The organism is Endozoicomonas sp. ALB032 (assembly GCF_049310125.1).
Taxonomy (GTDB): Bacteria; Pseudomonadota; Gammaproteobacteria; order Pseudomonadales; family Endozoicomonadaceae; genus Endozoicomonas_A.
The window spans coordinates 3,367,052-3,384,547 of record NZ_JBLYNW010000001.1; the positions used below are offsets into that span (position 1 = coordinate 3,367,052).

Annotated in this window: 19 protein-coding genes; 10 read left to right on the plus strand and 9 right to left on the minus strand. The window is 48.3% G+C overall.

The features are described from left to right. Nucleotides 1–41 precede the first annotated feature (41 nt). From ACO6VG_RS12520 to tnpA, 3 genes are all read left to right on the plus strand, one after another. Nucleotides 42–527, plus strand: coding sequence for a YajQ family cyclic di-GMP-binding protein (locus tag ACO6VG_RS12520; RefSeq protein ID WP_422132581.1), 486 nt, complete (start codon nucleotides 42–44; stop codon nucleotides 525–527). Nucleotides 528–770: 243 nt separating this feature from the next. After that, entirely contained in the window at nucleotides 771–2,336 is a 1,566-nt protein-coding gene (locus tag ACO6VG_RS12525; protein WP_422132582.1) for an AmpG family muropeptide MFS transporter, read from the plus strand. Between the two features lie 181 nt (nucleotides 2,337–2,517). Further along, the gene (gene tnpA, locus ACO6VG_RS12530) at nucleotides 2,518–2,970 is read left to right on the plus strand and encodes an IS200/IS605 family transposase (RefSeq protein ID WP_422132583.1); all 453 of its coding nucleotides are present in this window, start codon (nucleotides 2,518–2,520) and stop codon (nucleotides 2,968–2,970) included. A gap of 320 nt (nucleotides 2,971–3,290) precedes the next feature. On the opposite strand, the gene ACO6VG_RS12535 is transcribed toward tnpA, so the two are convergent. The 5 genes from ACO6VG_RS12535 to ACO6VG_RS12555 all read right to left on the minus strand — a co-directional run bounded on the left by ACO6VG_RS12535 (nucleotide 3,291) and on the right by ACO6VG_RS12555 (nucleotide 5,094). After that, on the minus strand, nucleotides 3,291–3,566 hold the full coding sequence (locus ACO6VG_RS12535) for a BrnA antitoxin family protein (protein ID WP_422132584.1): 276 nt from the start codon (nucleotides 3,564–3,566) through the stop codon (nucleotides 3,291–3,293). Between the two features lie 45 nt (nucleotides 3,567–3,611). Next, nucleotides 3,612–3,893, minus strand: coding sequence for an addiction module antidote protein (locus ACO6VG_RS12540; RefSeq protein ID WP_422132585.1), 282 nt, complete (start codon nucleotides 3,891–3,893; stop codon nucleotides 3,612–3,614). A gap of 3 nt (nucleotides 3,894–3,896) precedes the next feature. Then, nucleotides 3,897–4,184: a type II toxin-antitoxin system RelE/ParE family toxin gene (locus tag ACO6VG_RS12545; protein ID WP_422137258.1), complete on the minus strand. Its 288-nt coding sequence runs from the start codon at nucleotides 4,182–4,184 to the stop codon at nucleotides 3,897–3,899. Nucleotides 4,185–4,581: 397 nt separating this feature from the next. Continuing rightward, nucleotides 4,582–4,776 carry a hypothetical protein gene (locus ACO6VG_RS12550; RefSeq protein ID WP_422132587.1) on the minus strand — a complete coding sequence of 65 codons (195 nt, stop codon included), beginning with the start codon at nucleotides 4,774–4,776 and terminating at the stop codon, nucleotides 4,582–4,584. A gap of 3 nt (nucleotides 4,777–4,779) precedes the next feature. Further along, a complete protein-coding gene (locus ACO6VG_RS12555; protein ID WP_422132588.1) occupies nucleotides 4,780–5,094 on the minus strand; it encodes an MGMT family protein in 315 nt (104 codons plus the stop codon). Between the two features lie 568 nt (nucleotides 5,095–5,662). Between ACO6VG_RS12555 and ACO6VG_RS12560 the strand changes: the two genes are divergently transcribed. After that, entirely contained in the window at nucleotides 5,663–6,607 is a 945-nt protein-coding gene (locus tag ACO6VG_RS12560; protein ID WP_422132589.1) for a DUF481 domain-containing protein, read from the plus strand. A 42-nt stretch (nucleotides 6,608–6,649) separates the two neighbouring features. On the opposite strand, the gene ACO6VG_RS12565 is transcribed toward ACO6VG_RS12560, so the two are convergent. Together ACO6VG_RS12565 and ACO6VG_RS12570 are read right to left on the minus strand one after the other, a co-directional pair. Continuing rightward, nucleotides 6,650–7,411 (minus strand): SDR family oxidoreductase, encoded by a 762-nt coding sequence (locus ACO6VG_RS12565; protein ID WP_422132590.1) that lies wholly within the window; start codon nucleotides 7,409–7,411, stop codon nucleotides 6,650–6,652. Nucleotides 7,412–7,646: 235 nt separating this feature from the next. Continuing rightward, entirely contained in the window at nucleotides 7,647–8,699 is a 1,053-nt protein-coding gene (locus tag ACO6VG_RS12570; RefSeq protein ID WP_422474204.1) for a hypothetical protein, read from the minus strand. Nucleotides 8,700–9,096: 397 nt separating this feature from the next. Between ACO6VG_RS12570 and ACO6VG_RS12575 the strand changes: the two genes are divergently transcribed. From ACO6VG_RS12575 to groL, 4 genes are all read left to right on the plus strand, one after another. Further along, nucleotides 9,097–9,819 (plus strand): HugZ family protein, encoded by a 723-nt coding sequence (locus tag ACO6VG_RS12575; protein ID WP_422132592.1) that lies wholly within the window; start codon nucleotides 9,097–9,099, stop codon nucleotides 9,817–9,819. Nucleotides 9,820–9,936: 117 nt separating this feature from the next. Continuing rightward, nucleotides 9,937–10,404 (plus strand): FxsA family protein, encoded by a 468-nt coding sequence (locus ACO6VG_RS12580; protein WP_422132593.1) that lies wholly within the window; start codon nucleotides 9,937–9,939, stop codon nucleotides 10,402–10,404. A 137-nt stretch (nucleotides 10,405–10,541) separates the two neighbouring features. Continuing rightward, a complete protein-coding gene (locus ACO6VG_RS12585) occupies nucleotides 10,542–10,835 on the plus strand; it encodes a co-chaperone GroES (protein ID WP_257252343.1) in 294 nt (97 codons plus the stop codon). A gap of 55 nt (nucleotides 10,836–10,890) precedes the next feature. Further along, nucleotides 10,891–12,537 (plus strand): chaperonin GroEL, encoded by a 1,647-nt coding sequence (gene groL, locus ACO6VG_RS12590; RefSeq protein ID WP_422132594.1) that lies wholly within the window; start codon nucleotides 10,891–10,893, stop codon nucleotides 12,535–12,537. Nucleotides 12,538–13,012: 475 nt separating this feature from the next. On the opposite strand, the gene ACO6VG_RS12595 is transcribed toward groL, so the two are convergent. After that, on the minus strand, nucleotides 13,013–13,285 hold the full coding sequence (locus tag ACO6VG_RS12595; protein WP_422474206.1) for a hypothetical protein: 273 nt from the start codon (nucleotides 13,283–13,285) through the stop codon (nucleotides 13,013–13,015). On the opposite strand from ACO6VG_RS12595, the gene ACO6VG_RS12600 reads away from it, so the two are divergent. Further along, entirely contained in the window at nucleotides 13,284–13,805 is a 522-nt protein-coding gene (locus ACO6VG_RS12600; RefSeq protein ID WP_422132596.1) for a hypothetical protein, read from the plus strand. The genes ACO6VG_RS12595 and ACO6VG_RS12600 overlap by 2 nt on opposite strands. A gap of 70 nt (nucleotides 13,806–13,875) precedes the next feature. Here the strand turns inward: ACO6VG_RS12600 and ACO6VG_RS12605 are convergent, their stop codons facing one another. Next, the gene (locus ACO6VG_RS12605) at nucleotides 13,876–15,189 is read right to left on the minus strand and encodes a hypothetical protein (protein ID WP_422474208.1); all 1,314 of its coding nucleotides are present in this window, start codon (nucleotides 15,187–15,189) and stop codon (nucleotides 13,876–13,878) included. A 413-nt stretch (nucleotides 15,190–15,602) separates the two neighbouring features. Between ACO6VG_RS12605 and ACO6VG_RS12610 the strand changes: the two genes are divergently transcribed. Beyond that, nucleotides 15,603–17,411 (plus strand): F-box/WD repeat-containing protein, encoded by a 1,809-nt coding sequence (locus ACO6VG_RS12610; RefSeq protein ID WP_422137264.1) that lies wholly within the window; start codon nucleotides 15,603–15,605, stop codon nucleotides 17,409–17,411. Nucleotides 17,412–17,496 lie beyond the last annotated feature (85 nt).

Consider the following 17,496-nt stretch of genomic DNA (forward strand, 5'->3'; position numbering starts at 1 on the left):
TAGTCGTCAACGTTTAAAATTTGTTGATTGGGGAATCCCTCATGCCTTCATTTGATATTGTTTCAGAAGTGGATATGCACGAGTTGACCAATGCGGTCGATCAGGCGAACCGTGAGCTGACCACCCGTTATGATTTCAGAGGGGTTGAAGCCAGCTTTGAAAAAAGCGGTGAAAACCAGATTGTGATGACGGCCGATGCTGACTTCCAGCTGCTGCAAATGGTTGAAATGCTGAAAACCAAAATGGTCAAGCGGGGCATTGATGTTAAATGTCTGGAAGTGAAAGATCATTATGGTTCTGGCAAACAGGTCAAACAGGATGTCATCGTTCGTCAGGGGCTGGATAAAGAGCAAGCCAAAAAAATCGTCAAGATGATCAAGGATGCCAAGCTCAAGGTACAGCCAGCCATTCAGGGTGAGCAGGTTCGCGTTACGGGTAAGAAGCGTGATGATCTTCAGACCGCTATTGCATTGTTGAGAGAAGCGGATACCGAGATGCCTCTGCAGTACAACAACTTCAGAGACTGATTCTGGCAGGAGGGGCTTGCCTCTCCTGTTAACCGGCATCCGGTAAATCAACATCGAGACAAAAAAATATTCCCCGGCATGTTCAGGTGTGCTTTTATTAAACTTTCCCGATAGTTCTATAAAATAAATTTGCCAGATTCGACCACTGGAAGACGTTAACGGTATGTTATTATCAGGGCACCTTTCTATGAGTTCAACGAAGAACTCGCTGACATCTGTGAAGAGCAAACCCGGAGGAGCAGAATGCAACTAATGGACTCTTCTTCCCGTTCCTGGGGAGAGGCATGGAAAAGCTTCAGGCATCCAAGGGTCATCAGTGTTCTGTTTCTTGGTTTTTCAGCCGGCCTTCCCATATTACTCATATTCAGCAGCCTTTCTATCTGGCTCAGGGAGGCGGGTGTTGAGCGCAGCATGGTGACCTTCTTTAGCTGGGCTGCCCTGGGTTACTCCTTCAAGTTTGTCTGGGCCCCTCTGGTAGACAGGGTCCCTCTGCCATGGTTGACAAAAAGTCTCGGGCGTCGCAGAGCCTGGCTATTACTCGCCCAGTTCGCGGTGATGGCTGCTCTTTTATTTATGGCGAGTCATGATCCTGTCTATGGATTGACCTGGGTTGCAGTGGGGGCTGTGATGCTGGGATTCTCATCTGCTACACAGGATATAGTGATTGATGCCTACCGGATAGAAGCTGCAGAGAGCGATCTTCAGGCCATGATGTCTTCCGCCTACATTGCGGGCTACAGAGTCGGCATGCTGGTGGCCGGGGCTGGCAGTCTGGCACTGGCCAGCTGGTTTTCAGGGGGTGATGAATCCGTTTATCACTACCAGGCCTGGGCTTCTGTCTATCGCTGTATGGCTGCGTTCATGCTGGTAGGGGTTGTCACCACCTTGTTGATTCCAGAGCCTGAAAACAATCAGTCTGCCTTCTCTCAGGATTATGGCACCAGTGACTATGTTCGTTTTCTGGGGTTGTTTGTAGTAGCGGCAGGGGCTTTTGTTGCAGGTTTTACATTAACTCCCGAGATCTCTTCCCAGTTGAAAACAATGTTGGTTGATGGCGGTGTTTCAGTTCATGTTGCAGGGTTCTTTTCTGAATCTTTCCGATTGCTGTTCAGTGTGGCTCTGGGTGGTGGGGCTGCCTGGTTGATGATCAGTCTGAACGTAGCGCCCAAGGGGATGGTCAGAGAAACCTATGTGGCTCCTTTTGCTGATTTCTTTGCGCGTTACGGAAAACTGGCGATCTATATTTTGCTGCTGGTAGGCACCTATCGGATTGCCGATATTGTTATGGGGGCAGTGGCTAATGTGTTCTACAAGGATATGGGTTACAGCAAGGAACAGATAGCAGCTGTTACCAAAACCTTTGGTCTGTTAATGACCATTGCCGGTGGTTTTCTGGGGGGATTGTTAGCCCTTCGCTACGGGGTGATGAAAATTCTCTGGATCGGTGGGCTATTGGCTGCTATCAGTAACCTGCTGTTTTCCCTGCTGGCTCAAATGGAACCTGAAACCTGGATTCTGGCTGTGGTCATCGCAACTGACAATCTCAGTGCAGGTATTGCCTCTGCTGCCTTTGTTGCTTTCCTCTCCGGTTTGACGAATCGTGCATTCACAGCGATGCAGTACGCAGTCTTCAGTTCGCTGATGTCGCTTGTACCGAAACTATTGGCGGGGTACTCCGGTAGCGTGGTGGATGCAGTGAACTATCCTGTCTTTTTTGCAGGCTCCGCTATTCTTGGTTTGCCGGTGCTGCTGTTAATCAGTTACGTGCAGAGGCTTATGGAGCAATCTGAGGAAGCTGCACGCGATTGACACCAGGCGGGCTTAAAGCCCGCCTGGAAGGCTTATATGGTCCGCCCCGTTTTGCAAGAGCCTGTTTTGTTAATTAATCATTAGGTAAACCCCCGGCTATGCCGGGGAGACTCGCATAGGTTATACCGAGGCTTCGGTAGCTAACCTCAAAGGTTCCGCCAAGAACCAAGAGGTTTGACTTATGCCAGACTACAAAAGTCTGACTCATACTCGATGGGATTGTAAGTATCACATTGTCTTTATTCCCAAAAAGAGGCAAAAGGTTATTTATGGGAGCTTGAGAAAATTTCTGGGAGCCATTTTCCACGATCTTGCCAGTCGCAAAGGGTGTGAAATTGTGGAAGGGCATTTGATGCGAGATCACGTTCATATTTGCATTAGCATTCCGCCGAAACATTCTGTTTCAAATGTTGTTGGCTATTTGGAGGGTAAATGCGCAATAGCTATTGCGAGACACTTCAAAGGTAAGCAGAGGAATTTTTCTGGTGAGCATTTCTGGGCAAGAGGGTATTTTGTCAGCACAGTAGGTCTTGATGAAGATGTGGTTAGGGAATATATCCGAAATCAGGAGAAAAATGATGAAACACGAGATCAGCTGAAACTTGGTTTTGACACGCGCCCTTGGGCGCAATAAAAGCCCTTTGAGGGCGTCACCTAATAAGCCTCCGGCTCTCGGAGGTCATTTAACTTGCAAACAAAGATAACTGCAATTACATTCGGCCTATTCATGAGGTCTAACCTTCTGGCCCTGATGGGTATCCGCGCAACCTGGCCTTATCAGTCCGACGGCCTCAAGGGCCAAGTCTCCTATCAGGTTTCAGGTTGCCGGTTTTTACCTGATTGCCATCAACTGTACATGCTCATCGCAATCTGCGGGGGGTGGGAGTACTGAAGTGGCGTTTCGGCTGGCTGGGGATCCGGTGAAACCAGAGCAGGGGGAGGCCGCATGAGCTGTCACCCTGAATGCCTGACCACATGTTCACGCAAAGCTTCATTGATACGGGTCTGCCAGCCTTTGCCAGTGGCGCGGAAAAATTCTACCACCTCGGGTGACAGCCGGATAGTAATCCGCTCCTTGGTCTCTTCGGCCTTGGGTCGCCCCACTGGGCGTAATTGTTTGAACTCCTCGTCAGTAAGTTCATATGTGTCAGGACCAGCGGCAATGCCTGCATTGATGGCCGCCTCTTCTTCATCAGTGGGCCATATAGTGCCCGGTATAAGCTTCGGCATAACGTTTAATCTCCCTTTTATCAAGGGCACAAAGGTTTAACCAACTCAGGCCGCCACCTGCAACCGGACACCCAGCGCCTTAAGAATGCGGTGAACCGTATCCCAGCGGGGCTGAGTCTTGCCGTTGAAGGCTTTGTAAAGGCTTTCGGGATTCAGTCCGGTCTGCTCGGCCAGCTCGGCCACGCCTTTGTGCTTTACCACATCCCCAAGGGCAATGATGAACACAGCGGGGTCCTCATCAAGGTAAGCCTCCGTCAGAAACCATGGAATGTCTTCATCGGTCAGGGCATGGTCAAAAGGATCAAAGGGTGTCAATTTCAAACTCATCGTTTATTCCTCCAGGTCTTTCAGGATCTGTCTGGCTTTTTCTATGTCTCTGGACTGGCTGGACTTGTCGCCAGCGCAAAGCAACACAATCAGCTGACCCTCACGGATCGTGAAATAAAGGCGGTAACCCTTGCCTGCAAAAATTCTCATTTCACTGACACCACCACCCAACGGTTTGGTGTCGCCCAGGTGGCCAGCACGGGCACGGACCAAGCGCATGGTAACCGCCCTGCGGGCTTGACGGTCCTTCAGTCGGGTTTGCCAGCGGACAAACTCCCGCGTTCGAGTCACTTCATACTTCATAGAATTATTGTATGCACGTTAATTAAGGTTTGCCAGCTCTTAAAAGTAGCACACGTTAACGCTTTATCCATTCGGGTAGAGCTCGACAGTCGGCTTCTGGCCCTGCTCCACGCCTAACGGGATATAGTCATGGGTGGTTCGCTCCGATTAATCCTGTTTAAATGGTTAACTCCATTTTGGCTTACTTGAAGCCGTTTAGGAGGGGCGGACAATATAAGCTTCCTAGCAGCCTGACCGAGAATAGACTGCCCTACTGCGGCGGCAGCAAATTGGTCTGAAAATCCGCTTTTGTTCGTCAAATAGCTCGCTATTCTCCTCACAAAACCGAATTTTCATCCTCAATTTTCTGCCGTCCTCGCTACGGGCGCTATTCTCGGTCAGGCTCCTAGCGTTTGATCTCGGCAATGAGTTTTGCCTGCCATTGTTCTTTTTCCTGTTCGGGGAGCTTGCCGAGAGAATCCCTGCAAATATGCATCATTGCCTGGAGAATGGTCTCGGGTTGATAGTTAAGGTTTTCCAACTGGCGAATAATTTCAATCGCCAGAGCAATGTCTTCCGGGTGCTGATCCTGATCGTTCAAACTTTAATCTCCACTCCATTGATATAGCTTCAGATTGACCTTGCCATTAAGAAAAGTAATACCTTCTGACTCAAGCAAGGATTGCTGTTGCTGATACTTGGCGCTGGTTTCCGGAAACGAAATCTGTCCCTTGCTATTGATGACCCTGTGCCAGGGAAGTCCGGAACCTGAAGGCAGTTGCTTCATAATATTACCCACTACCCGGGCATAGCCCGGAGCACCGACCATGTTGGCCAGTTGTCCATAAGTGACCACCTTACCCTCGGGTATTTTGGTCAGGATGAGCCAGATATCGGATGGACTGAACGGTGCTTGCAAGCCTGGTCTCCAGAGTGATTGGAAAAGTAGTCGAGGGATAGATATTACCAGCTAACTTGCCAAGCAGTCTGTCGGACTATAAGACTGTCCTACTGCGGTTGCAATAAATTGGTCTAAGAATCTCTGTTTCTTCGTCAAATAGCTCGCTATTCTCCTCAGAAACAGAGATTTTTATCCTCAATTTCTTGCAATCCTCGCTACGGACGCTTAAGTCCGACAGGCTGCAAGCATATCTTAATCTGTTGGCCATTTGTCGTGAAAAGTTTTTCAGTGTTCCCCGACGAAGCACCTAAAGATGGCAAGACAAACGATGATTCTGCCTTTTTGTTGGTTCCAGGCACCCGTTTGTAGAGGCAAAACTGATGCCTATAGCGGCTTTCCCTCTTGTTAAGCTTTCATTAATTTGGAACTCTTGTCCCCCTTATAAAGCATTAAGACATCGATTCATCGAGGGGTATTCATGGGGGTCCAGTGTTTCAGGGGCATTGGCCGTTTTCCTGGGTTACGCAAAGTCTGGGTACTACTTCTTTCCTGCATGGCAGCGATGGTCCATGGGGATAAGATATGGATGGAAAATGGAGATGTAATCAGTGGCAAAATCATGGGGCTGGAAGCGGGTAAACTGACTGTTTCTACCCGTTATGCTGGAGATATTTCCATCAATTGGCGTCATGTTCGTTCTCTTGAAACCGATCAGCCCGTCTGGATTGGTTTGATTGGTGAGAAAGAGGCTCAGCAGCGTCAGTTAAAGAGCAATGGCGATCAACTGGTGGTTGTGGATCCCGATGGTTTTGAGCGGCGCTTCTCGGCCGCCTGGCCAGTAGCAGAAATTCGCCGTGAACAACCCGTACTGGCTTCTAACTGGGACATTGCAGGCAAAGTCAACTTTGGGTTGGACAGTGATCAGGGTGAGGACAATGAAACCACCTTCACGCTCAGTGGCAATCTAGATATCAATGACGAGTGGAACAAGAACAGTTTTAAGTGGGACATTGAAATAGAGAAAGAAGAAGACTCAGACTCTTCCACCAAAGAGTGGGAGCTGGGGTATGCATACAGTCGCTATTTCACTGAACACTGGTTTGTCCAGGGCTCTCTGGAGCAGGAGTACGACTCCACGGAAGATCTGAGATCAAGGCTGACCCTGGGAGGGTCGGTAGGTTACCGCTTCAGGGAAACGGTCAAAGAAACCTTGATTACCACTGTCGGCCTGACCCATCTCTGGGAAGATTATCAGCTGGAAGATAACCAAAAAAACCTGGCCGTGACAACAGGGCTGGTGTACCGGAAGAAGCTCATTGATAACCTTGAGTATTCCTTTAACAGTAAGCTGTTTTACCGTCTGAACTCAGGTCGGCAGTGGTTGTTTGATGGAGAGCATGGTTTGAGGGTGGGGTTATCTGAAAGTCTTTCTTTAAACCTGATGCATTATCTGGATTACGACAGTATTCCAACAGAGGGTGCTGACAAAACCTCCAGTCAGATCAAGGTGGGCATTGGTTATTCCTGGTAGCGAGGATTGGCCGCAGAGGCCAATAGCTTCTGCGGCGACCAATCACAGGCGTAAACCTCCATCCAGTTCCAATACACGACCATTGAAGTAGTCGTTTTCAAAAATGAAGGCGACAGTTGCCGCAATCTCTTCAGGCTTGCCCATACGTCCAGCCGGAATACCTGCAGTCATTTTGGCGCGGGCTTCAGGCTTCATGCCCAGCGTCATTTCAGTCTCAATCATGCCCGGTGCAATTGCAGCGCTCCTGATGCCAAAACGAGCCAGTTCCCTGGCCCAGGATACTGTCATGGCGACGACACCGGCTTTAGCGGCGGAGTAGTTGGTTTGTCCAAAGTTGCCTGAGCGGGAAATGCTGGCAATGTTCAGAATCAATCCTTTGCTGCCTGAATCAATCATGCTGGCCGCCACCTCACGACCACAAAGAAAAACACCCGTGAGATTGACGTCAATGACTGACTGCCATTTTGCCAATGAAAGCTTGTCAGTGACCTTGCCGTCTTTTGTCCTGATCAGTAAGCCGTCACGCAGGATGCCTGCATTATTGATAAGACCATTGAGCGGGCCCAGTTTCTCGCTGGCAAGCCTGACACTGTTTTCTACTTCCTGCTCATTGGCGACATTGGTGGGCAGGGCAATGGTTTTTGCTCCCAGCTCAGAGCATTCTTTTAACGCCTGATCCAGGGCTTCGCCTTCAAGATCTATCAGTCCAAGGCCAGCGCCTTTTTTTGCCAGATGCAGCGCCATGGCCCTGCCCAGACCACGGGCAGCGCCGGTGATCAGGATGTTGCTTCGTTCAAGATTCATTCTACTGTTCTTCTGCGTCTGAAAACCACTTAGTGATTGTAACGGAACACAACGAATTCTCTATAAACGGCTCTGTTATGCGGAGCAGCCATTAGAACGAGCTGCTTTGTCAGAGTTCTTCCTGATCAGCCAGGGATGTAGCGATATCTTTCACTGTCAGAAGCGCTTTTGTGGATAAGGAGCCTCTCTGAGCCCGCAAACCGGCCTTAGTTCAATGACGACACCATCAATCAAATTACTCTGGCATATAGCCCCCAAACTCCTTAGCCGGAGGTTTGGGGATATTGCCAGCAGCGTCAGGATTTAAAATCGGGTATTGGGCCAGCACTTTTCTGATTTTGGATTGCAATCCGCCAACCTCTCTTTGGTCTGATGCGTTTTGTTCCTGAATTTCTGCGTACTCTCTGGCTATTGGCCCGCGATGGACGAAAAGGGAGGGTTTGATAGGAAAGTTTCGGAGTATGATTTTAACTCTCTTTAATTCATCCTCACTTAAGACAGGTCTGAGTGCATCAAGCAGTTGTCGTTGGGAAAGGAATGAATAGTCCTGATTCTCCCTGCTGACAAACCTTTCTAACTCCACACCAGCCCTGTAAAGATGAGCCGGGTTATCTCCACGCAGGACATTTCTCCGATAACTGCGGCCAGACGACAGCAAGCCATCGACATAACTTTTCAAATGCCCCGCCATACTATTAGCTTCTTGCCAGAACTCGGCCAGGCGATTCTCATAGGCTTCCTGTGAATGTTTTTTGTATCTTGCTTCCTCCTCCGATAGAAGAGGCTTAAGTTCCAACATCTTTTTCTGATGTTGAGCAATCAGCTCTTTGAGAACCGTGATTTCTTGAAAGTCCCTGTGAAGCTCATGCCTCACCCCGTCCCGGGCAGCTTCTATACACTCTTTGGCCAATGGCTTCAGACTACTGGCAAGCATGTTCAACCCTACGAAAGCTGTTGCTGCTCCGACGGCGGCACCGCAGACCCATGGATGTCTCTGAACGGTATCTTCCAGCACGGCAACAGCGCGATCGGCCAGACCTGTGCCGGTTGGCACAGTGACAGGGGGCCAGTTCTTTACCAAAGCATCCAGGGAAACCGCTCCTGCAGAAGCAGTCCCCGCCACGAGTGCTAAGCTGGGTAATAATTTTGTCCTGGTTCCCTCCATCGGATCATACCAGGAAAAAACTTTCCTGATATTTCTAAACACCCCCTCCTCAGAGGCATTGGCTGATGTGGAAGCAGGCTGTCCCATTGACAGGCTTTGAGCCATTGGATTACCGATCTGCATAACGAAATTCCTGTAAGTTAAATTGAGGTAAATGGGCTGATTTAAGTGCGTTACCAGCCATCCTGAGCATTCAGACCTCAATGCTCGAACAAAGTTCCAACGTTAACAGTCTGCGGTATTGTTCAATGATTGCATGTCTGCCTGGTGATTAGCGGCTAACAGCGCATGAAAATCTTATTGATAATCACTCTCATTAATATATAATCGCCGAAAAATACCTGAAACAGGTGTCTTAATATTCAGCCATAGTTGATTCCAGCTATAGATAGTTGATTCCGGCTATAGGTTGATCAGCAGTATTCTACATATCGAAATATACCCGCTGGATTTGGGAAATCTTCAAAGGCAGTGGTTATAAGTGGTATGTTTTATGATATGAAAATTCAGGGGGAAACAGATGGAACCTAAGGTTCAGGCGGCGCACGACGCACGCAACTTACTTTTGAATGAGTACCACGGTATTTTGTCGACTCACTCTGATGATGTGCCCGGGTATCCGTTTGGTTCTGTTATGCCTTACTGCCTCGACGGGCAGGGCAGCCCGATCATCCTGATCAGTGACCTCGCCCAGCACACCAAAAACATTGAAGCCAACCCCAAGGTTTCCTTGATTATTACCCAGAGTGGTGTAGACGATATCCATAAGGCTGGCCGTCTGACCTGGATGGGTGATGCAGAAAAGATTGCAACGGACAGCGAAGAACTTAAGGAGTTGGAGCAACGTTACTACTCTTTCTTCCCACCTTCTGCTCAGTATCACAAAACCCATGGTTTTGACTTCTACCGAATTCATCTGAAGCGTGCTCGTTTCATCGGTGGTTTTGGTCAGATTTTCTGGGTAAAAAATGAGCTGATGACTCGTGAAAACCCATTTTACGGCAGCGTAGAAAAGGGCATGGTCAAGCATATGAACGAAGATCATGTCGAGGCGATGGTGAAGTACTGCAAAGCTGCTGATATTGATCTTCCGGAAGGTGTTGAGCCAAAGATGGCAGGTATTGATGCCACTGGCATGCACCTGCTACTGAAAGACAGGCTGGTTCGTATTCCTTTCCCGACAGAAGTGGATGAGCCAATGGCAGTACGCAAGACTCTGGTTGAGATGGCTAAAGTGGCCTGATAACAGGCTTTGCTTTTAGCAAAAAGCCCCGACGTGTTCGGGGCTTTTTGCGTCTAAACTCTTGAAGTTTGCACAATTAACATTATATAAGAAGCACCATTGTCTCTGGAGGCTTCTATGCGCTTCCCCGTTTGGATTTTTTTACTGCTCCCTGCTCTTGAACTGGTCGTGCTGATCAAGGTAGGTAGTTATATTGGCGCACTTAATACACTGGCTCTGGTTATCCTGGGTATGGTGGCAGGTATGGCGGTCATCCGTCGTCAGGGTTTTCGTACCATGCTCAAGGCCCGAGAGAAAATGAATCGTGGCGAGAAGCCTGCACTGGAATTGCTGAAAGGTTTTGTAACCGCCCTGGGCGGAGTGTTGCTGATGGTTCCCGGCTTTATCACCGATTTTATCGGGCTGGTTCTGCTCATTCCCCCGGTGCGCAGTATGCTGGTAAGACGAATGATCAAAAATGGTCGCTGGCAGGCGTCATCCAACACCTTTGAGGGTGAATACTACCGTGAAGACGTCGACACTAACCGGGGGATTCACCAGACCCTTGAGGGTGAGTTCAAGCGCGAAGATGAAAAAAAATCTTAGTACCCCCTTGAAAAGACAAAAGCCACCCCTACCTACTTAGTACCGATAATTGGGTTCGGTTCTGGCGATGCAAGTCAGACCGTTTTACAAGAGTTGATTGCTGATTTTTCGGCATAAACAGTTGGAGAGATACATCGATGAAAATCCGTCCGTTGCGTGATCGCGTGGTCGTTCGTCGTGAAGAAGAAACCACTACCTCTGCTGGCGGTATCGTGTTGCCAGGTTCTGCTACTGAAAAGCCAAACCAGGGTGTGGTAGTGGCTGTCGGTGACGGCGTATTTCTGGACAACGGTGAAAAGCGTCCTGTGGGTGTGAGCGTCGGCGACAAAGTCATTTTTGGTAAGTACGCTGGTTCTGACACCGTGAAGATTGACGGTGAAGAGCTGATCATCGTATCCGAGAGCGAAATCTACGCTGTTCTGGAAGACTGATCCCGGAACCCCGATTTCATAGCAACTGTTTTAAATTTCCAAAGGATTACCCATCATGGCAGCAAAACAGGTTAAGTTCGGCGACGAAGCTCGCAAACAAATGCTGGAAGGCGTCAACATTCTGGCCGACGCTGTAAAAGCGACTTTGGGTCCAAAAGGCCGTAACGTTCTGCTGGAAAAGTCTTTCGGCGCTCCAACCATCACTAAAGATGGTGTATCTGTAGCCAAGGAAATCGAGCTGGCTGACAAATTCCAGAACATGGGTGCTCAGCTGGTTAAGGAAGTCGCATCCCAGGCCAACGACCAGGCGGGTGATGGTACGACCACTGCAACTGTACTGGCGCAGTCTATTCTGAACGAAGGTCTGAAGTACGTAGCTGCCGGCATGAATCCAATGGATCTCAAGCGTGGCATCGACAAGGCGGTAGCGGCTGTTGTTGAACAACTGAAAGCTATGGCCACACCTTGCGAAGACAGCAAGTCCATCGCTCAGGTAGGCACTATCTCCGCTAACTCCGATGAGCTGGTGGGTCAGATCATCGCTGAAGCCATGGAGAAAGTTGGCAAGGAAGGTGTTATCACCGTTGAAGAAGGTTCCGGTCTGGAAAATGAACTGGACGTAGTAGAAGGTATGCAGTTCGATCGTGGCTACCTCTCTCCTTACTTCATCAACAACCAGGAAAGCATGTCTGCTGAACTGGAAAATCCTTTCATCCTGCTGGTTGACAAAAAGATCTCCAACATTCGTGATCTGCTGCCAGTACTGGAAAACGTAGCCAAAGCTGGCAAGCCTCTGCTGATCATCGCTGAAGATGTTGAAGGCGAAGCTCTGGCCACTCTGGTTGTAAATAACATGCGTGGCATTGTTAAGGTAGCTGCTGTTAAAGCGCCTGGCTTCGGTGACCGTCGCAAAGCCATGCTGCAGGACATAGCGATCCTGACCGGTGGTACTGTTATTTCTGAAGAGGTGGGTCTGTCTCTGGAAGCCGCTTCTCTGGAAGACCTGGGTTCTGCCAAGCGTATAGCCATCACCAAGGAAGACACCACCCTTGTTGATGGTGCTGGCAACCAGGCTGATATCATTTCCCGTGTTGAGCAGATCCGTGCCGAGATCGAAAACTCCTCCTCCGACTACGACAAGGAAAAACTGCAAGAGCGTGTTGCCAAGCTGGCTGGCGGTGTTGCTGTGGTCAAGGTTGGCGCTGCGACCGAAGTGGAAATGAAAGAGAAAAAGGCTCGTGTAGAAGACGCTCTGCACGCTACCCGCGCAGCTGTGGAAGAAGGCGTTGTAGCTGGTGGTGGTGTTGCTCTGGTTCGCGCGCTCTCCAAGATCTCTGTTGAAACGGCGAATGCTGAGCAGAAAGCCGGTGTTGAGCTGATTCTGCGCGCTCTTGAAGGTCCAATCCGTCAGATTGCTTCCAACTCCGGTGATGAAGCTTCTGTTGTTGTTGATAAGGTTAAATCCGGCGAAGGCAACTTCGGTTACAATGCTGCTACCGGCGAGTACGGCGACATGATCGAAATGGGTATTCTGGACCCTGCTAAAGTAACCCGTTCTGCCCTGCAGGCGGCTGCTTCTGTTGCAGGTCTGATGATCACTACTGAAGCCATGGTTGCTGATGAGCCCGCTGACGCTGCTGCTCCTGCTATGCCTGACATGGGCGGCATGGGTGGTATGGGCGGTATGGGTGGCATGATGTAGTCATCTTCCCGAAGCTCTGCTTCTCCTAAAAGGCTGCTTCTGTTTCAGGAGTGGCCTTTTTTGATGATCATATTCCCCATCGTTTGCGGTGATCTGCTTGCAGAGATCACTTCATGCCGACTCAATTGTTGCTGACAAACCGCTTCTTAAGCTCGAATCTGAGAGTGAAAAAAAGTGGAATGTGAAGGAACCTTTTAGATCTTTCAGAATCAAACCTTATATGGACAGAGGAAGTTGACCCTCTGAGGAGAGTTTCCAACTCAATCAGGAATGCACTTTGCCGATGACTCTGGTCATGGCGATTAACAGGAAAGGAGCAGCATATGAGCAGTGGCATGGAAATCAGAGGGAATGGTAGTCATCTTCAAACACCGTCTGGAAGTACAGGTGGCAACGACCCTTTATCAAATGACGGGAATTCAAAAACTCATAAAATCAGTGGTCCTGTGAACCCTGATCATCAGTTAAGCCAGCTTCAGCAAAAAAAGACGCCTGATACGCCTTTAAGCGAAAGAAGAATAGATTCTTCAAACCCCGAAAATACACCGGGGCTGAGACCCGGCGAAGAACCACCGGCACCACCGGTACCACCGGCACCACCGGTACCACCGGCACCACCGGCACCACCGGTACCACCGGCACCACCGGCACCACCGGCACCACCGGCACCACCGGCACCACCGGCACCTCCGGCACCCGAGACTCCCGAAGAAAAAGCCTTCAGGGAGTTCAGAGAGCTTGAAACCATGACTAAGGATCAACTCATTGCCAGGCAGAAGGAGAAGCTGAATGAAGCAGCTCCGATCTCCAATCGCTATGAGGAGTTTTCCTTATTAAATCGAGCCAAGGGGGCTCTGGATAATCCAAAGAATGCTCCAAAAGATCTCAAAGTGACCATTGCCTTTCCAGGTGAGGAGCCCGTTACCCTCATTCCATGGGACGACCAGCTTATGGAGCGAGCTGATTTTCATAAACTTTGGGATACCGCTAGAAAGGTGCTGGCAGAACATGAGATTGCAAACTTTGCCAATTACAATTCTGAACATGAAAATGAAAAATTGGAAATCATTAAAAACAGTATCAAAGTGATCGCTGATAAACTGGGCGACAACACTTACCAGGAAGGTGAGAACGATTTCGATAACGATTGGGAAAAGCATTGGAAGGAAGTACGCCATAAGCCTGTGAGACTGGAGGCTTTTGAAGGTTTGAACCGCTCCAATAGCCCCGTAGTTATTACCGAAGGTCCGCCTGAGTCAGCCCAGTAAAGGCCGGAAAGAGTGTCAGAACAGCAGGAAAGATTAAAGGGAAGCATGGCTTCCCTTCTTTTCTAGTCCTTTAAAATGTTCTTAGTACAGGCTGTGCAAAAACAGAGCGTATGAAGTTTTCTGATATTGTTTTATCTTCCAGTGATCCTGAACAAATCAAACATTCCTGACGTCCTTCTGTGGCTCCCTCAATTGCTCCTGCTTCCAGCGTTGTTCCATTGTTGGAACCTTGATTTTCTGAACGCCAGCCAGAGTCAAAATTACGGGAAGAACCGGTATCCTGGAGAGAATGGTCCGACAGATTGCCGGGAATGCCTGAATGTGAATAGATTTCTTTAGCTAATAAACGCGAGGGTGTGAAGTTAATGTCAAGACCCAGAATATTGTATGCAAACTCTCGCATGCCTTGATAGCTATGCGAAAACTCGGGTACAGAAGCAAAGGGTCCTTGGCGTAGGAGCGAAATAGCATTGAAGCAGTTACCCAAAATTCCAGTGGACATGAATTTTTTCAACAGTGCTTCCAGCGTCTCTGGCCAGCTCCAATGTAAATTCGTACACATTGAAGAAGCTCTTGCCATGGTGCATAGCCCGATTAAAAGGGCTGTTTCAGTGTCCAGGTTCGCTGCTTTGAGCTGATTGGCAAAGCCTTGCGCAGAATAATATTCGCTGATATTGCCAGACAGCAGTGAATTGGATAATGCCGGATGGTAGCTGTTTCGGGTGAGACGTCTAATCAGAACATCAGAATGATGTAAGAAGGTATTCATGGTAAGAACATAAGGACCAAGAAAAGTAAAATACATCAGGGCTAAACTGTTATCAATATTGATATGATGAGACAGGAATTCTGGTGAATCTGGATTGAAAATAGTGTAATAGGGGTTAATCCCGTCAGCGTTGGTTTGATTATAAAACAATGGATCAAAAAGGCTTTTTGCCATTGCCTGTATTAGCTCCTGATCTTCCGGGCTGTTTTCCGTGGTCGTATTTACAGTGAATATACGAAATATAAGCCTTAGTATTTTCTGAATGCGCCCATGCCGATGTTGAGAATCCCCAATGTTGACATAGTTAAAGTAAAAGTTTGACAGATTTCTAAAGTCTTGCTCATCAAGCAAAAAATCATTATGTATTTCCAGTCGATCATCTCCAGATACATCGTCAGCCGTTAAATTCAGTCTGAAAAAGCCAATACGAATATTTTCAAAGGGACTCACGATCGAATTATCTGCGCCCTCTTGTTGTTCTTTCGAAGGTGGATTCCGGTTTTTTTTAAAATACTGGCGAAACTCTTCAAGGTCATAGGTATCCTTTGCCAGCCCCTGCTGAAAGAAAAAAAACACTGAAAACAAAAGCACCATAAAGGAGCGATCCAGGATCATAACCTTGCCTTCAATTAGTTAAAACAACCTCATTAGAATAGTAACTAACAAGCCTGCCGTTGGGCTTTTTTTCAGTAAAGCCTGAAGGCCAAAAAATGACTGGTTAATCTGTCAAAGACTCAGAAATCCAGTACTTGACAGGACATATCTACCTAAGAAATCAGCTTCAACTTTTCTTGATTTGAGACGTGGAAAATGAAAATTCCAAGTCTTACAGCTCCATGGAGCTCTGACTGATTGAAGTCAGTCATTCTGAGTATGTTGGAAGACAGAAACTTTGTTCAGTTGCGCTTAAAAACATATTATGAACTTTTACTTTAAAAACGCGTCGAACATACAGCGTCAATTCCGAACGTCTTTTCTAATTGACTCTTTCTAATTGAAGATAAATACGAGGTGTGGAGCAACCACCCATGGATCGAATCAATAACAACCCTGATATTTCTCGCTCAACAACGCCTGGACAATCTATATCTGGGCGATTACCAACGGGTATGGGTGTCAGTGCAGGCAGGAAAATTACTGTAGCGGACAAGGATGAACGTTCACTACTCAATTTGCCCAGCCTGACACAATTGAAAATTATTGGCTGTTTGAGACTTAAAGATATTGCCCGTTTAAAGCAGGTGTGCAGCTACTTTCGTGAGCTTATTAAAGGAGAAGATATTCTGGCAAAGGCGTGGTATCGCCGCTTTTCTTCAACACACCAGTCGTTACTAAAGACAGTTATCTCCGCAAAAAATGATGAACAACTCAGCCGTTGGGTGGGGCATTTTACGAATAATCAAGTGTTAACCCGATCACTTATAAAACGCCGAAAGAATGCTTATTTTCCTGCTCTGGTCTTTTTCAACAACACTGATTTAATGTCGCAATGCAAAACGTTCAGTTTAGAGACGAAAGCCACTATTTCCCATAGACGCCCTATCAGATCGGCCACTTTCAGTACCGATGGCCTCCACCTGGTGACTGCCAGTAATGATTGCACGGCGAAAATCTATGACCAGGAGGACAATGGATCATGGCAAGAAAAAGCCATCATTTCCCATGATGACTGGGTCAGATCAGCCACCTTCAGCGACGATGGGCGCCACGTCGTGACCACCAGTGACGATAAAACCGCAAAAATCTTCAGTTGGAAGGCCAATGGAACATGGGAAGAACAAGCCACCGTTCACCATAATGGTTATATCAGCTCGGCTAACTTCAGCCCTGATAGCCGCCGTCTGGTGACTACCGATGACAACAACATGGCGAAAATCTATGGTCATGAGGACGATGGATTATGGAAAGAAAAAGCCATCATTGTCCATGGTAAAAGTGTCAATTCAGCTTCTTTCAGCGCCAATGGCCACCATGTGGTCACCGCCAGCGACGATAAAACAGCGAAAATCTGCAGTCTGGAGTCCGATGGATCATTGCTGGAAAAAGCCAGAATTTCTCATGGTGACTGGGTTATCTCGGCTACTTTTAGCGCCGATGGTCGCCATGTGGTGACCGCCAGTTACGATGGCACGGCGAAAATCTACGCCCAGAAGGCGGGCGGAAAATGGGAGGAACAAGCCACCATTTACCATGATGAAGTCGTCAGATCAGCCACCTTCAGCGCCGATGGACACCATGTGGTTTCCGCCAGTGATGATTACAGTGTGAAAATCCATGGCTATGAGGACGATGGAACATGGAAAGAAAAAGCCACTATTGTTCATGGGAATTTGGTCATAACAGCCTCTTTCAGCCCCGATGGCTGCCGTGTGGTCACCACTTGTATAGATGGCAGGGTGATAATTTATGGCCAGAAGGCGGATGCGAGTCGATTATGGGAAGAAAAAGTCAACATCCACCATGGCTACGACAACGTCAATTCAGCCACCTTCAGCGCCGATGGCCGTCATGTGGTTATCGCCTGTGAAGATTGCAGAGTGATAATTTATGGCCGTGAGGACGGTGGATTGTGGAAAGAAAAATCCATCATTTACCATACGCTTCCGGTCAGGTCGGTCACCTTCAGTGCCGATGGCCGTCATGTGGTGACTGCCAGTAAAGATAACACGGCGAAAATTATTGGCCAGGCAACTGATGGATCATGGGTAGAAAAAGCCACTATTTCCCATTGGGATTCGGTTACATCAGCTACCTTCAGCAACGACTTAAGCCATCTGGTTACCGTCGACTGCGATCGCAGGGGGAAGATCATTAAACTAGCAGCCTGTCGGACTTAAGACTGTCCTACTGCGGTTGCAATAAATTGGTCTAAAAATCTCTGTTTCTTCGTCAAATAGCTCGCTATTCTCCTCAGAAACAGAG

Excerpts from the sequence above, each read along its gene's own strand:
- ACO6VG_RS12520 (WP_422132581.1), top strand. The coding sequence starts at position 42 with ATGCCTTCATTTGATATTGTTTCAGAAGTGGATATGCACGAGTTGACC.
- ACO6VG_RS12525 (WP_422132582.1), top strand. The coding sequence starts at position 771 with ATGCAACTAATGGACTCTTCTTCCCGTTCCTGGGGAGAGGCATGGAAA.
- tnpA (WP_422132583.1), top strand. The coding sequence starts at position 2,518 with ATGCCAGACTACAAAAGTCTGACTCATACTCGATGGGATTGTAAGTAT.
- ACO6VG_RS12535 (WP_422132584.1), bottom strand. The coding sequence starts at position 3,566 with ATGCCGAAGCTTATACCGGGCACTATATGGCCCACTGATGAAGAAGAG.
- ACO6VG_RS12540 (WP_422132585.1), bottom strand. The coding sequence starts at position 3,893 with ATGAGTTTGAAATTGACACCCTTTGATCCTTTTGACCATGCCCTGACC.
- ACO6VG_RS12560 (WP_422132589.1), top strand. The coding sequence starts at position 5,663 with ATGGAAAATGGAGATGTAATCAGTGGCAAAATCATGGGGCTGGAAGCG.
- ACO6VG_RS12565 (WP_422132590.1), bottom strand. The coding sequence starts at position 7,411 with ATGAATCTTGAACGAAGCAACATCCTGATCACCGGCGCTGCCCGTGGT.
- ACO6VG_RS12570 (WP_422474204.1), bottom strand. The coding sequence starts at position 8,699 with ATGCAGATCGGTAATCCAATGGCTCAAAGCCTGTCAATGGGACAGCCT.
- ACO6VG_RS12575 (WP_422132592.1), top strand. The coding sequence starts at position 9,097 with ATGGAACCTAAGGTTCAGGCGGCGCACGACGCACGCAACTTACTTTTG.
- ACO6VG_RS12580 (WP_422132593.1), top strand. The coding sequence starts at position 9,937 with ATGCGCTTCCCCGTTTGGATTTTTTTACTGCTCCCTGCTCTTGAACTG.
- ACO6VG_RS12585 (WP_257252343.1), top strand. The coding sequence starts at position 10,542 with ATGAAAATCCGTCCGTTGCGTGATCGCGTGGTCGTTCGTCGTGAAGAA.
- groL (WP_422132594.1), top strand. The coding sequence starts at position 10,891 with ATGGCAGCAAAACAGGTTAAGTTCGGCGACGAAGCTCGCAAACAAATG.
- ACO6VG_RS12600 (WP_422132596.1), top strand. The coding sequence starts at position 13,284 with ATGACTAAGGATCAACTCATTGCCAGGCAGAAGGAGAAGCTGAATGAA.
- ACO6VG_RS12595 (WP_422474206.1), bottom strand. The coding sequence starts at position 13,285 with ATGGTTTCAAGCTCTCTGAACTCCCTGAAGGCTTTTTCTTCGGGAGTC.
- ACO6VG_RS12605 (WP_422474208.1), bottom strand. The coding sequence starts at position 15,189 with ATGATCCTGGATCGCTCCTTTATGGTGCTTTTGTTTTCAGTGTTTTTT.
- ACO6VG_RS12610 (WP_422137264.1), top strand. The coding sequence starts at position 15,603 with ATGGATCGAATCAATAACAACCCTGATATTTCTCGCTCAACAACGCCT.